The sequence below is a fragment of the Nibribacter koreensis genome (assembly GCF_039541795.1).
GTDB classification, from domain to species: domain Bacteria; phylum Bacteroidota; class Bacteroidia; order Cytophagales; family Hymenobacteraceae; genus Nibribacter; species Nibribacter koreensis.
Map to the genome: position 1 here is coordinate 836,165 of NZ_BAABGX010000002.1, position 14,104 is coordinate 850,268.

7 protein-coding genes and 1 tRNA gene are annotated in these 14,104 nt (G+C 49.2%); 5 read left to right on the top strand and 3 right to left on the bottom strand.

All coding sequences use genetic code 11. The features are described 5' to 3' along the window. Nucleotides 1-191 precede the first annotated feature (191 nt). Genes ABD880_RS10840 through ABD880_RS10850 form a run of 3 tightly spaced genes read right to left on the bottom strand, consistent with a single transcriptional unit; the run spans nt 192 to nt 2,858 of the window. Nucleotides 192-935, bottom strand: a complete 744-nt coding sequence (locus tag ABD880_RS10840; protein WP_345165718.1) for a LytR/AlgR family response regulator transcription factor — start codon at nt 933-935, stop codon at nt 192-194. Beyond that, nucleotides 932-2,008: a sensor histidine kinase gene (locus ABD880_RS10845; RefSeq protein WP_345165720.1), complete on the bottom strand. Its 1,077-nt coding sequence runs from the start codon at nt 2,006-2,008 to the stop codon at nt 932-934. Before ABD880_RS10845 ends, ABD880_RS10840 begins: the two co-directional genes overlap by 4 nt. Nucleotides 2,009-2,027: 19 nt before the next feature. Then, nucleotides 2,028-2,858, bottom strand: coding sequence for a LiaF transmembrane domain-containing protein (locus tag ABD880_RS10850; protein ID WP_345165723.1), 831 nt, complete (start codon nt 2,856-2,858; stop codon nt 2,028-2,030). A gap of 942 nt (nt 2,859-3,800) precedes the next feature. Here ABD880_RS10850 and pheS point away from each other — a divergent pair. From pheS to ABD880_RS10875, 5 genes are all read left to right on the top strand, one after another. Beyond that, entirely contained in the window at nt 3,801-4,826 is a 1,026-nt protein-coding gene (gene pheS, locus ABD880_RS10855) for a phenylalanine--tRNA ligase subunit alpha (RefSeq protein ID WP_345165726.1), read from the top strand. A gap of 208 nt (nt 4,827-5,034) precedes the next feature. Then, nucleotides 5,035-5,901, top strand: a complete 867-nt coding sequence (locus ABD880_RS10860) for a 3-hydroxyacyl-CoA dehydrogenase family protein (RefSeq protein WP_345165728.1) — start codon at nt 5,035-5,037, stop codon at nt 5,899-5,901. Between the two features lie 176 nt (nt 5,902-6,077). Further along, a tRNA-Asn gene (locus ABD880_RS10865) sits at nt 6,078-6,151 on the top strand. Nucleotides 6,152-6,386: 235 nt separating this feature from the next. Then, nucleotides 6,387-7,421: a threonine aldolase family protein gene (locus ABD880_RS10870; RefSeq protein ID WP_345165731.1), complete on the top strand. Its 1,035-nt coding sequence runs from the start codon at nt 6,387-6,389 to the stop codon at nt 7,419-7,421. An 888-nt stretch (nt 7,422-8,309) separates the two neighbouring features. Continuing rightward, nucleotides 8,310-14,096 (top strand): ice-binding family protein, encoded by a 5,787-nt coding sequence (locus tag ABD880_RS10875; protein ID WP_345165733.1) that lies wholly within the window; start codon nt 8,310-8,312, stop codon nt 14,094-14,096. The last annotated feature ends 8 nt before the right edge of the window (nt 14,097-14,104 follow it).

Here is a 14,104-nt window from a genome sequence, read left to right on the forward strand (position 1 = left end):
ACTTTATTTAACTATATAGAATCTGGCTTAGATGCAGGAGAGCTTTTTGAAAAGGAAAGCTAACAAAGGCAATACAGCCGGAAGGCAGGAATCTGACCAGGGCCCTTCTTTGTTGCCTGAAGTGGTCTAATTAGAGGATGAAATAGAATGCGTTTTTGGCCTGTTGTCTGGAAAACAAGCCAAAAACGACATTAGATACCCAAAACACTTTTGAGGCGGGCATAGCCGCTTTTGCTGAGCGGGACACGGGTTCCGTTTTTGAGCAAGGCCACGTGGGTTTCCTTTTCTAAAGGTTCTATGCGGGTAAGTTGGGACAAGGAAATCATGAACGATCTATGCACGCGCACATACTGGGTGGCGTCCAGCGTGTTCTCATAATAGCCCATAGTCTTCTTCTTTAAGAAACAGCCGGCACTGGTATGAATCTTTACATAATCATCATACGCCTCCAGGTATTCAATGTCCTGCACCGGAATGATCCTTATGTCACTATTCACCTTGACTACTATGCGCAGTTGCTCTTCGGGCTGTTTGTTGGTAATCTCTTGCAGGCTGGGAATGGCCGCTTCTGAGACAGGCTGGCTTTGTTTCTGGCGCCATTTTTTAATGGCAGCGTCAAAGCGCTCCTGCGTGAAGGGCTTAAGCAGGTAGTCTACGGCGTTGGTCTCAAACGCTTTGATGGCATACTCGTCAAAGGCGGTAGTGAAAATAACACCAGGCGCTTGCTCTACCAGTTCCAGCATCTCAAACCCATTGATCTTAGGCATCTGGATGTCCAGAAAAATTAAATCTGGTGCGTGCTGCTGGATGGCTTTCACGCCTTCAAACCCGTTGTTGCACTCCTGCACCAACTCAATGTCTGGGTGTTTAAGCAAGTACTCGCAGACAATGGTGCGGGCCAGGGGTTCATCATCAATAACCAGACACTTAATCATATTTTCTGCGGAATTTTAACGGTGGTAATAAAGGTGCCTTCTTGCTGCCTAGTGTTGACCAGATTCTGTCTCCCATAAAGCAAATACAAGCGCCGGCGCACTGAGTCCAACCCGAAGCCCGTACCCTGTTTGGGCACCAGCAAACTGGCCTCAAACGGATTCTCAGTAGAGACCACCAATAACCCGTCTTCACAATGGGCGGTAATTTTAATGAGGCTATCGCCCAGCGTGTCATACAGGCCAAACTTGATGGCGTTCTCCACAATGGGCTGTAGCAAGAGGTAAGGCAGTTGCAGGTCTTTACATTCTTCGGGACAATTTACCTGCGTCTGCAACCGGTGCCCGAATCTTACCTTTTCAATTTCCAGGTAAATCTGCAGGTGGTGCAGTTCATCACACAAGGGAATCAGCATCTGCCCGTCTTTGCGCAATGTGCCTCGCAAGAAATCTGACAACTGCTGTACCATCTGCTTGGCCAGATCTGGCTTGGTTCTCACCAACGCACTAATGGAGTTGAGGCTGTTAAACAGAAAATGCGGTTGCAGTTGCTGGCGCAAGGTGAACAGCTCCGCCTCGCGGGCCATTTTCTCGGTGGCGGCTTTGCGTTCCTCGGCTTGTTGCTTGTCTTTGGTATAGTACCAGAGCCAGTTCTGCAACACAATGAACAGAATCATGAGCCAGGCAAACGCCACCCGCACGGGGTAGGATTGGTGTACAAAGGCCAGATAGTCCGCTTGGCCGTCTAGCAACCAGTCAATGCCCATCAAATACAGCCAAATGGTGAGACTAGCTAATCCGGCGCTCCAGCCTAGCAGATAGGCAATCTGCTTGGGCTCTGGCTGGTAGTACCGCAGGGCGGTGGCCATGACATAGCCACTGCCTAGCAAGAGCACATTGGTCAAGACCGCGTCTATGATGACCGCCTGCCCTCTAAACCCAAACTGATACAACACCAGCGTCTGCACCACCGCCCACAGCAGGCCCCAGCCCAGGTACAGTAGTATGATTTTAAACGAAGGCATGGTGTCTAATCTGGTAGAAGGTAGCAGCGGCGGTTGGATGGACAGTTCCATAGGGTCAACCTAGTTGCAATTAATAACTTTTGATGTCAATTCCACCAAAGAGGACGGTCCCTTTTAAAATCAAGACCTTGTCGCCGTGCAACGTAGGCTGTACCATGGAGCGCTTCTCGTCAATCCCGCCAAAAATGGCCACCACTTCTGAGCGCACTTTCCAGTCTGCCGGTACTACCAATTTGGTGCCGCCAAACAGCATGGTCACGTCAATCACTACTTCGCCGTGCAGGTCTGCGTGGGTTAGGTTATACTCGGCGCCGCCGCAGAACGTGGTAATCTGACCGCCCTTGAATTTTTTGGTGATGATGCTTTTCTTGATGCCGCCAAAGATGGCCGTCCCATTGATGTAATCATCTTTTGACACCGTGGCGGGATCAAAGGCCTCTTCTGCCGTAGGCGCTGTATAGGAGGAAGAAGCATAGGCACTCCCCGCTCCTGCTCCCGGCAACGGCTGCGTGGGACTCTTCCATCCTTTGCCCGGGGACTGGTGTCTTGGACGCAACATCATGTACAATCCGAAACCAATCAACAGCACCGGCCAAAAATACGGTTTGAAGTTGAGGGTGGGATAAATATCGTCGAGCAGAAATATCAGCCCTATTCCGAAGGGGAAAATCCAGCCGATGTTTCTGAAGTTGTGCTTAAAGCCGGTGTACAAACCAATCACGATCAAGAGCATCTTCCAGGAGAAAACCCAACGCGGCAGGTGTAGTTCATATAGTTGGTTGGCCAGCAAGGCCACGCCTACCAAGACAATGAGCAACCCGGCCATCACGCGGCCGCCGTTGTTTCTAGTGGGCTCATAGCCACTGTAGTTTTTTGAGGTGTTCATATCGTTCGTTTCCATAATTTTAGTGGTTAGGTTGATTCAAATGTAGAGCATTGGTGTAGCGGCCACAACGGCTAATAGGCTAGCCTTGGCAGAAAGTAGGTGAATGGCGGGTTCTGGTAGGTGAATGAAGGTAGACTTTTTTACCGAAGTAGGTGACTGGCGGTGAATGGCGTTTTTGGCTTGTTTTCTAGGAATTAGACTGAAAACGAAGATTTGCTATGGAGCGGATTCTCCCCTTGAGGGGAGCGCAGAGGGGTGTTTACACCAGCTGGTCGAACTGCCAGCCGTTGTTGGTGTTCTCACCAACGACTCAAACTGCCATCCAATTCGCTCTGTCCCCCTTTGAAGGGGGTAGGGGGATGACAACTTCAGCTGGTAAATTCCATTTCCGCCTCTACCTCCCAACATCGCCTTTCCAACTAGCACTTATTTTACTTTCTACCCGGGCTTGTCACTTTTCTCCTTGATGAGAAAAGTAACCAAAAGAATCAAGAGCCCCCGAACTCGCTGACCGCTCAGACAGGGCGGGGGCTCAAAGTGGTGCACCGTGAGAAGTGATTCGTTTCATGGTGAACTTACGCCAATGCCATATGACAGGCCACTGCTTCCTCCCTCGGGCAAAGAGACTTAAATTGACCAGTCTCTTTTCCCTCGGTCAAGGGCGGGCGGACTGCGGTTTGAAGGGTTGCAACGCCTGCATGCGCTGGCGCGGAGTTCATCGTAGAGACAACGGCACTGCCTTGTCTCTTGCGCATATCCTTCTTCTGCTGGCCATGTCAGTCTACAGTTGCTCAAAAGACCTCGTAGCGTCCGGCAGGACCTGCGAGCGTCTGCGCCAACATCCGTTTTTAACCTAATTCCCAGGAAACAGCCCAAAAACGAATTCCTGACTCTAGACTCGCGACTCAAGACTCGAGACTATAACAACATTCACGCTTACTTCTTTATCTTTGTGCTATGCTATTCGAGAACATCAAGAGACTGACGCAAGAGGTAGAAGCCTTTGAGATAGAGAACAAGGAGCAACTGGAGGCTTTCAAGAACACCTTTGTGAGCCGAAAAGGGAGCATTGCCGCTTTGTTTGACGAGATAAAAACCGTGGCCCCAGAACTGCGCAAGCAGGTGGGCCAGGAGCTGAACCAGCTTAAGCAGTTGGCCCAGCAGAAGTTGGACGCCCGGCAGGAGGAGTTGGAGCAAAGCAGTACGCCAGACGTGTTGGCCGGCCTGGACTTCACCTTGCCGCCGGTGCCCAATGCCTTGGGCGCTCGTCACCCGTTGGCGCGCACGCGTGAGCAGATCATCCGGATTTTTGAACGCATTGGCTTTAATGTCTCGGAAGGCCCGGAGATGGAGGACGACTGGCACAACTTCTCTGCGCTCAACTTCCCGGACAACCACCCGGCCCGCGACATGCAGGACACGTTCTTCCTGAGCAAGAACCCAGACATGCTGTTGCGAACGCACACCTCTACCGTGCAGGTGCGCGTAATGGAGCATCAGAAACCGCCAATCAGAACGTTGTCGCCGGGACGCGTTTTCCGGAACGAGGCCATCTCGGCGCGCGCGCATTGCATGTTCCACCAGTTTGAGGGCTTGTACATCGACCGCAACGTAAGCTTCAAAGACCTGAAGGACACTTTATACTACTTCGTGCAGGAGTTGTTTGGGCAGGATACTAAGATCAGGTTCAGACCGTCGTTCTTCCCGTTCACTGAGCCTAGCGCTGAGATTGACATTACCTGCCACATCTGCAAAGGCAAGGGCTGTAACATCTGCAAAGGCTCTGGCTGGGTAGAGATTGGCGGCGCCGGCATGGTGGACCCCAACGTGCTGGAGAACTGCGGCATTGACTCACAGGAGTTCTCTGGCTTCGCGTTTGGGATGGGCATTGAGCGCATCACCATGCTCAAGTACCAGATCAAAGACCTGCGCCTGTTTACTGAGAACGACGTGCGCTTCTTGAGACAGTTTACTGGGATGTAATTACAGATTTGAAAATTTGGAGATGAGGAGATTTGAAACTGACTTCATTAAAAGCTCCTCTATCTATATTCAAACTATCACACATCACTTAAAATAGAATCCGTTTTTGGCTTGATTTCTAGAAAACAGGCTAAAAACGGATTTTCTACTTTACAGGCTTTCTTCCATTTTCAAATTTTCACAACTTCAAATCTCCAAATTTGACTTTATGACCTTAGAAGATATTAAAACCATAGCCGTGATTGGCGCGGGCACCATGGGCCAGGGAATTGCGCAATTGTGCGCCCAGAGTGGTTTTCAGACGGTGCTGTATGACATCAATGGAACGGTGCTGGAAAAAGCCAAAACAACTACTGAAAAGTCACTGGCTACGCTGGTGGAGAAAGGCAAACTGACCGCAGAGCAGCAAACCCAAATCTGGGAACGACTTACGTTTACCACAGACGTCTTGCAGGTGGTAGCCCAAGTGGTGATTGAGGCCGTCATAGAGCGCCTGGACGTCAAACACAGCATCTTGAATGAGATAGCCGACCAAAACCCGGCCACCACCATTCTGGCCTCCAACACCTCTTCTTTGCCTATTACGCGCATTGCCGCCAAAGTTGAAAAGCCTGAACGCGTTGTAGGATTGCATTTCTTCAATCCGGCTACCATTATGAAGTTGGTAGAAGTGATTTCAGGTGCAGCTACTGCCCCAGAGGTAACCCAGCTTATGAAAGAACTGGCCGTTAAACTTGGCAAGACGCCGGTGGTGGCCCAGGATGCGCCGGGTTTTATAGTGAACCGGGTGGCCCGTCATTTCTACGTGGAGAGTTTAAAGCTACTGGAAGAAGGCGTGGCCAGCTATGAAGGCATTGACAGATTGATGCAGGCCTCTGGGTTTAAGATGGGCCCGTTCCAGCTCATGGACCTGATTGGCGTAGACACCAACTTCTCGGTCACCAGCGCCATGTTTGAGGCCTTCCATTATGACCCTAAGTTCAGGCCTAGCCGTTGGCAACAGCAAAAGGTAGACGCGGGGCACCACGGCCGCAAGACCGGCAAAGGCTTCTACGACTACCCTGCCATAAAATAAGCGAGGCCGTTTTTGGCCTATTTTCTGGAAAAGAGGCCAAAAACGAGAAAATTTCTGTTTTCATTTTCAGGCAGTTACCAATTAAGAGAAAATTTTATTGGGCAATGCTTGCGTAATCACACTTCACCCATTACTTTTGCATCACTATTCAACACCACGGTAGCGAAATAGTAAACTCCTCCTTAGCTCAGTCGGTTAGAGCACATGACTGTTAATCATGGGGTCCTTGGTTCGAGCCCAAGAGGGGGAGCAACAGAAAGCCATCAGAAATGATGGCTTTTCTTGTTTTATAGGGATTTGTAAGTTGAACTACTTTTCCCGCCTTCTTCTGTTTCATACTTCCGCTCCACGCAAAGCCCTTTCCCTCGCTTTATCTCCTCTGTTTCCACGTGCAACATCTCTGGCTCGTTCTGCACAAACCTTGTTTGCAGATTCAGCTACTGCCGTATCTTTGGTAGAGACTTTACCTACTTTAGAAAACCGTCATGATCTATAGCTTCACCAATGATTACAGCGAAGGCTGCCACCCCAACATCCTGCGCAGGCTAACCGAAACCAACTTATCACAACAGCCGGGCTACGGCAATGACGAAGCTACTTTGGAAAGCGTGGCGGCCATTAGAGCACTCTGCCGAAACCCCGACATAGACGTGCACTTGGTTGCTGGCGGCACATTGGCCAATCTCATCGTGCTTAGTGCTTTCATGAAATCCTATGAATCTGTGGTTGCCGCCGAGACGGGGCACATCAACAACCATGAGGCTGGTGCCATTGAAGCCACCGGCCATAAGATTGAAACCGTTCCTACGCCAGACGGCAAGCTCACGCCAGCTCTCATTCAGCCGCTGTTGAACAAGTTCCCTGAATTCCATACGGTAAAGCCCAGAATGGTCTACATCTCCAACTCCACAGAGATTGGCACTATTTACACCAAACAGGAACTGACAGACCTATCTGTTTTCTGTCGGCAGAACAACTTGCTCTTGTTCATGGACGGCGCGCGTCTGGCTATGGCCTTATCAGCCCCCAGCAATGACCTCACGATGGCAGACATTGCCCACCTCACCGATGTTTTCTACTTGGGTGCCACCAAGTGCGGCGGCCTCATAGGAGAGGCCATCGTCTTGGCCAACCCGGCGCTTCAGAAGGACTTCAAATACTATATTAAGCAACGCGGGGCCCTCATGGCCAAAGGACGCTTGTTTGGGGCGCAGTTCGCGGAGCTATTACGAGATGACCTTCTATTCAAACTGGGTAAACACGCGAATGAGTTGGCCCAGCAGATGGCCGCACGTTTCCAGGAGTTGGGCTATGCCTTTTTAACACCCGCCCAGACCAACCAAATTTTTCCCATCCTGCCAGACACCCTCATTGCTGAGCTGAACAAAAAGTATGGGTTCTTTGTCTGGCGAAAAACCGGAGAGGGCATGTCGGCGGTGAGGTTAATCACTTCCTGGGCAACGCCGCAGACAGAAGTAGACTTGTTTTTAAAGGAAGTGGAACAACTTTCACGCAACTAAAAGAAACAACTGCGTTTTTGGCTTGTTTTCAGGAATATGGGCCAAAAACGCAGTTGCTTACACATTGAGTACTCAACCTTTAAGAAAGGCCTCTTTCCCTTATCATTCCAGGACCTATCCTTGTTATCGAACAAGGTTTAGGTTATACTCTGCTTTGCACTCGTCACAAAGCAAATAGCCTGACTAACTCCTGCCCTTTCGCGCTACTCTGCAAATGCGCGGTTCTCCTATTGACAACAACCATTCACCAACTCCTAAGCACTATTTACCTACTATGTCTAGCGTTATTTATGCCAGACATTCTAGCCAAGGCAAGATTTTATTTTAAAAGATGCAAACTTTTTAGCGGTCTAGCATCTTGGCAGCATCTATTTAAGGTGAATTCTGATTTTGCACTACTTTCTAGAAAACAGGCTAAAAGCAAGGCAAAGAATCTGGCAGAAGTCAATATTTGGCTTCTTTACCACAGCAACACTTTCTGAAATAAAACAATATAATTTTAGACACAACAGGCAGCATAAAAGGGCAGATTACCCAAGCCACAAAGGCAATAATGAATACGATATAAAAATAGATTTTTTACTATATTATCACATAGATATATACATTTTCATATCAGTTTATCACAACAACATAGCACTAGCTGTATACCACCTAAAATATAACTATTGCTATACAAACTAAATACTTTTACCATTTTCCCAGGTTCCGGACAGATATTTTTTGGTGTTATAAAATCTATTTTAGGTCAATTGAATAATTCAATTATTCTTTGTGGAATTTTTTTGCCAATTTTGTGTCTTAAGTGTAACCTTTTTTAAATTGCATTTATTAATACTTAACCACTTATAACGCAAGACACTGCCCGTTTGTCAAACCGCTTACTGCATGAGAAAACTTCTACTCCTCGCACTTCTCCTTTCTTATTTCACATTTACTGGCCAGGCCCAGACTACGGCTCCGGCTTTAGGTAAGGCCTTTCCGTTTACTACGCTCGCCAAGACGGGTGTTACTAGTACAGGAGATACTAAAATCAACGGAAATGCTGGTGTTGCCCCAAGTGATGTTTTCACAGGGTTTCCGCCAGGCATTGTTATTGGCACCAAAGAGATTAACACGCCCAACGCCATAGCAGCCCAGGCAGACTTAGTCCTTGCTTATACCCAAGCCGCAGGTCAAACTCCCACTCAAACCCTAACAGGCCAAGACTTGGGAGGCAAAGTATTAACTCCTGGAGTTTATCGGTTTGAAGGGGATGCCAACTTAACAGGCAACCTTGTCCTAGATAACGGAGGCAATCCTAATGCGGTGTTCATTTTCCAAGTAAAAGGAAATTTGAAGGTAAACTCCTTTGCGAAGGTAGAGCTTTTAGAAGGAGGAGCGCAGCCGCGTATCAAGAGCATTTTCTGGCAGGTGGCAGGAACCAGCAACATAGGCTCATTCTCTACTTTTAGAGGTACACTCTTATCGCAGGGAGATATCACTGCGGGCAGTAGCGCAGCTGTATTTGGCCGTTTATTAACTCACGGCGGAAGCATTAGCTTACTTAGTAATAACATCACCATTCCTACGGATCTGGAAGTGACCATGACCAAGAGCGCTGGCAACGCTCAAGGCAACTATTTTGTAGGCAACACCGTGACGTACACGGTGATAGCCAAAAACAACGGCCCCATTGATGAGTCTAACGTACGGGTAGCTTTGCAGAATACAGGTTTGACTTTAGATACTAACCCTGCCAACAACATACCCCCTGCAGGAACAACATATACCAACTCTACTAAACAGTGGAACATCCCTAGTTTAGCATCTGGTGCTACTTACACTTTTAGAATAACTTATCAAATCAACGACCAGGCCTTAGCCAACCTTGTAAATACAGCTACTATTCAGGGGGACGGCTTAGATGAGGTACGTGAAAACAATGAATATACGGTGACGCTTTGCGTAGCCCCGTCTGACCCAACTGAGATCACTGGCCCTTCAGCTGTCTGTGTAGATACAGAACATACCTATAGTGTTACCAGCATCAAAGTTGCGACTCAATATAACTGGACTATTCCAGATGGTTGGAGAATTGTGGGTAATTCCTCAGGTTCTACTATTAAAGTGCTTGCTGGTCCAAACGGTGGCTCCATATCAGTTACCGCAGGTAATACCTGTGGACTGAGCGCACCAGTTAGCAAAGCCATAACAGTTACCACCAGCCCGTCACCGGCGCCAGGGGTCATTACTGCTAGTAACGGCACCAACAATCCTTGCGCAGGAACTCAGAATGTTACCTACACCGTAGCACCTATCCCTAACGCCACCTCTTACACGTGGGTAGTGCCAACGGGTTGGACTATCACCGCGGGTGCAGGTACTAACTCCATCACTGTCACAGTAGGAACCGGAGCGGGAGAGATCTCTGTTCGAGCCGTAAACCCTTGCGGACCTAGTGAGAAAAGCATCTTAAACGTATTACCTTCTTCTGCCTCTCCAACAGCAGCCACTTCCATTACCGGAAGCCCGGCTCCATGTACTGGTGAGACAGCAGAATATAGCGTTTCTAGTGAGACAGGCGCTACTTATTTCAACTGGTCCCTTCCAACAGGCTGGAAGATTTTAGAAGGTGCAGGAACTAACACTATTAAAGTAGAAGTTGGCCCAGCAGCTGGCTCTATCACTGTTTCCGGCATCAACGGTTGCGGTACCAGTAGCACCACTTCGCTAGTAGTAACACCAACGGTAAAAACAGCGCCTTCTACCATAGACGGCCCGCTGACGCCATGTGCTTCTCCAACCGGTGAAATCTACACCTACACCGTAGGAGCCGTTCAAGGAGCATCTAGCTATTTCTGGAAAGTAGCCGGCGGCCTGGCCATAGTAGATGGACAAGGTACTGCTACCGTTAGAATTAGAGTGGCCAGCTCAGTAGTGACCGGAACGCTTACGGTAAGTGCCCTAAACACGTGCGGTCAGAGTGCTGAAAAGAGCATCACCATCACTCCACTAAACAAACCTGCTCGTCCAAGCGAAATCACCACCACCACTACTATGCCATGTGCGGGAGACCAGAACCTAAGATTCTCTATCTCACCAGTGGCAGGTGCAACGTCTTACACCTGGACATTCCCGGCAGGCTGGGTAATCTCTGGCGCTGCTGACGGCACAACCGTTACCGTGAGAGCAGGAACAGCTTCTGGCAATGTAACTGTGGTAGCCAACAACTCTTGCGGCGCAGGAGCAGAAAGAACCCTAGCCGTAACGCCTACCCTTAATGCCCCAGAGAAACCATTGGCCATTGCCGGTAGCAACAGCCTTTGTGTGACAGACAGAGAGGTAGTGTACACTGTAACTGCTGGTACAGATGCCACTGGCTACAGATGGGAAGTACCGGCCAACTGGACTATCGTGTCTGGCCAGGGAACTACCTCTATTAAAGTAAACCCAACCAACAACAACGGATCTGTAAGAGTATTTGCTCTCAACAATTGCGGTGAAAGTGTAGCGGCTACGTTGTCAGTGATTGTTTCTACGGCACCTACCCCGGCTCCTGGTTTCATTACCACCACTCCTATCGCCCCTTGCGTTAACCAGCAGAACGTTTCCTTCTCAGTAGATCCAATCTTTGGCGCCACGGCGTATGAGTGGACAGTAACCGGCGACTGGGCCATCACGGCCGGCCAGGGAACCACCTCTATCAAAGTAACCATTGGTACTGGCTCAGGCACTGTGTCTGTGAAAGCAAGAAACGGTTGCGGTTTAAGTGACGCAAGCAGCACTACGGTTCAACCAGCTACCGTTCCTCCTGCCACGCCAGTGACAGTTGTGGGTCGTACGGCAGTCTGCGAGCTTGAGTCTAACATTACTTATACCGTTACCGGCATGACCAACGTAACGGGTTATACCTGGACTATCAACGGAGGTAGCGACTGGAGCATTACATCTGGCCAAGGAACTGCTTCTATCAAGGTAAAAGCAGGTGTTGCTCCAGCAGAAATCTCTGTGGTAGCCACTAACAACTGCGGTCAAAGCTCGGCAAAAGTGATTCAGGTAGTAACAAGCAAGGTTGCTCCAGGCGCACCGGGTGCCATCTCTGGCTCTGTGAACCTTTGCGCTGGCAATGAAAACGTAGAGTATTCTGTTGCTGCGGTAACAGGTGCTACGTCTTACATCTGGACCTTGCCTAGCGGCTGGACATACACCCAGAGCACGGCTGGCAACTCTATCTCTGTGAAAGTAGGTAGCACCAGCGGTAAAATCAAAGTAAGAGCAGTGAACGGTTGCGGAGAGAGCACAGAAAGCGAACTCAACGTAGCCCCTACCACAGGCACGCCTCCTAAACCAGGCAACATCCTGGCAGCTACTACTGCCGTTTGCGAGACAGAGCAAGGCGTTTCTTATATTGTTCCTCCTGTGAACGGTGCCACCTCTTACAACTGGACAGTACCAGCAGATTGGATCATCACATCAGGACAAGGTACTACCACCATTACAGTAACAGTAGGCAAAGCGGCCGGTAACATAGCGGTAACCGCTGTAAACAATTGCGGCAACAGTGCCGCTAGCACCTACGCCGTTAAACCAAACATCATCCCAACCAAACCAATTGCCATTGCAGGTGAATCACTGCCTTGTAACAACAGTACAGGCAACAAATACGTGGTACCAACCATGCCAGGCGCTACCTCTTATGTTTGGACAGTTCCGTTGGGCTGGACGTTTACGGGCCAAGGCACTACCAGCATCACCGTACAAGCCGGCACCAACGCTGGTGAGATTACAGTTAGAGCAGGAAATGAATGTGGCTTCAGTGAGGCAGCTGTTCTAGAAGTGAAGACTGCTAGCGTAGCTCCATCTGCACCGTTGGCCATTACAGGTAACCAGGTAGTCTGCGCCGGTGAGACAGAAGTAGAATACAAGGTTGACGCCATTGCCAATACCTCTAGCTACAACTGGACACTGCCATCTGGCTGGTTAATCTTGACAGGTCAGGGCACCAACCGCATTACCGTTCAACCATCAGCTACGGCCGGTAACATCTCTGTCATTGCAGCCAACGGTTGCGGCGTAAGCACTGCCAGCACGTTAGGCGTACAAGTGACAGGCGTGATTCCTCCGGCACCTACTACAGTAACCGGTCCAATTACCCCTTGCGTGAACGTAACCGGGATTGTATACACCGTTGGAAATGTTACAGGAGCTACCAGATACAACTGGACAGTACCAACAGGATGGGAAATCACCGCTGGTCAAGGTACTACCTCTATCACGGTAACTACCGGTACTGAAGGTGGAACCATCGCTGTAACAGCTGCCAATGGCTGTGGAGCCAGTGCAGCCAAGACTATGGTGGTAAACACCATTTCTACTCCTGCAAGACCAGAGGTTATCACTGGCAAGCCGAACGTATGTTTAGGCTCAGCTAATGAAACCTATACCGTTGCAGCTGTGACCGGCGCTACCGGCTATTTCTGGACGGTACCAACCGGCTGGACGTTCACGGGCCAAGGCACTAACACCATTAAAGTAACAGTAGGTAGCAACAATGGAGAGATAACCGTAAAAGCGCAAAACGCCTGCGGAAGCAGTGAGGTAAGCACTCTTGCCGTCACCACCTCTATTTCTCCATCTCCAGCTCCAGGCCCAATCAAATTCGCTGCGAAGGAAGGCATCTGTATCAACACGCCAGGGTTGGTTTATTCAATTGATCCAATTGAGACAGCTATCTCTTATGATTGGGTAGTTCCAGCTGGCTGGATCATTACTGCAGGTAAAAACACAGCTTCTATTACAGTAACCTCAGGACCAAATCCTGGTAAGATTGAAGTAAGAGCGATCAATGGTTGTGGCCCTAGTGGCGCCAGCACGCTAGATGTTACCATTAACAGTGAAACCCCAGCGTCCTTAGGATCTATCTTGGGTCTGACGCAGCTTTGCAGCAATGAGCAAGTAGAATACAGAATTGGTAAAATTGCCGGCATTGACACGTATGAATGGACACTGGACGCTCCTGCCAACTCAGGATGGTCAATTGTTTCAGGAAATGGCACTGAGACTCTTAAAGTAATCTCTGGCACAAAACCAGCCACTTTGAGAGTAGTAGCAAAAGGTATCTGTAATACCAGCATACCAAGCACGCTTTTACTGTCTGTGTATGATACGCCTCCAGCACCAGCTAACCTCAGATATGTTCCTAAATGTGGTTTCTTAGAATTCACTGTTGATGGAAACGCTGGCGGATACGTTTGGACCACTCCAGGCAACTGGCAGATCATTGGTGATAAAACAGGTAGCCGCATCCTAGTAGCCGTTCCTGCTAATGAGCCATCAAGAGAAGTGAAGGTTAAGGCCATCAACACCATAGGAAACTCTGCTTGTAGCAGCGCAGAGGCAACCATCTTGGCAAACCCAGCCCAGGCGCAAGCCCAGCTTGACTTTGCCAACGTCCTTACTCCAAACGGAGACGGCGTCAATGACACTTGGAAGATCAAGCACATTGAAAGCTATCCTGAGAATGAATTAGTGATTATGAACCGTTGGGGATCTGAAGTATATCGCACCAAAGGCTACATGAACACTTGGACCGGCGGCGAGCTTAGCGAAGGCACCTACTTCTACATCTTGAATGTAAAAGATTGTGACGGTGTCATGAGAGCTAAGCGAGGGTATATGATGATCATACGGTAATACAGGAA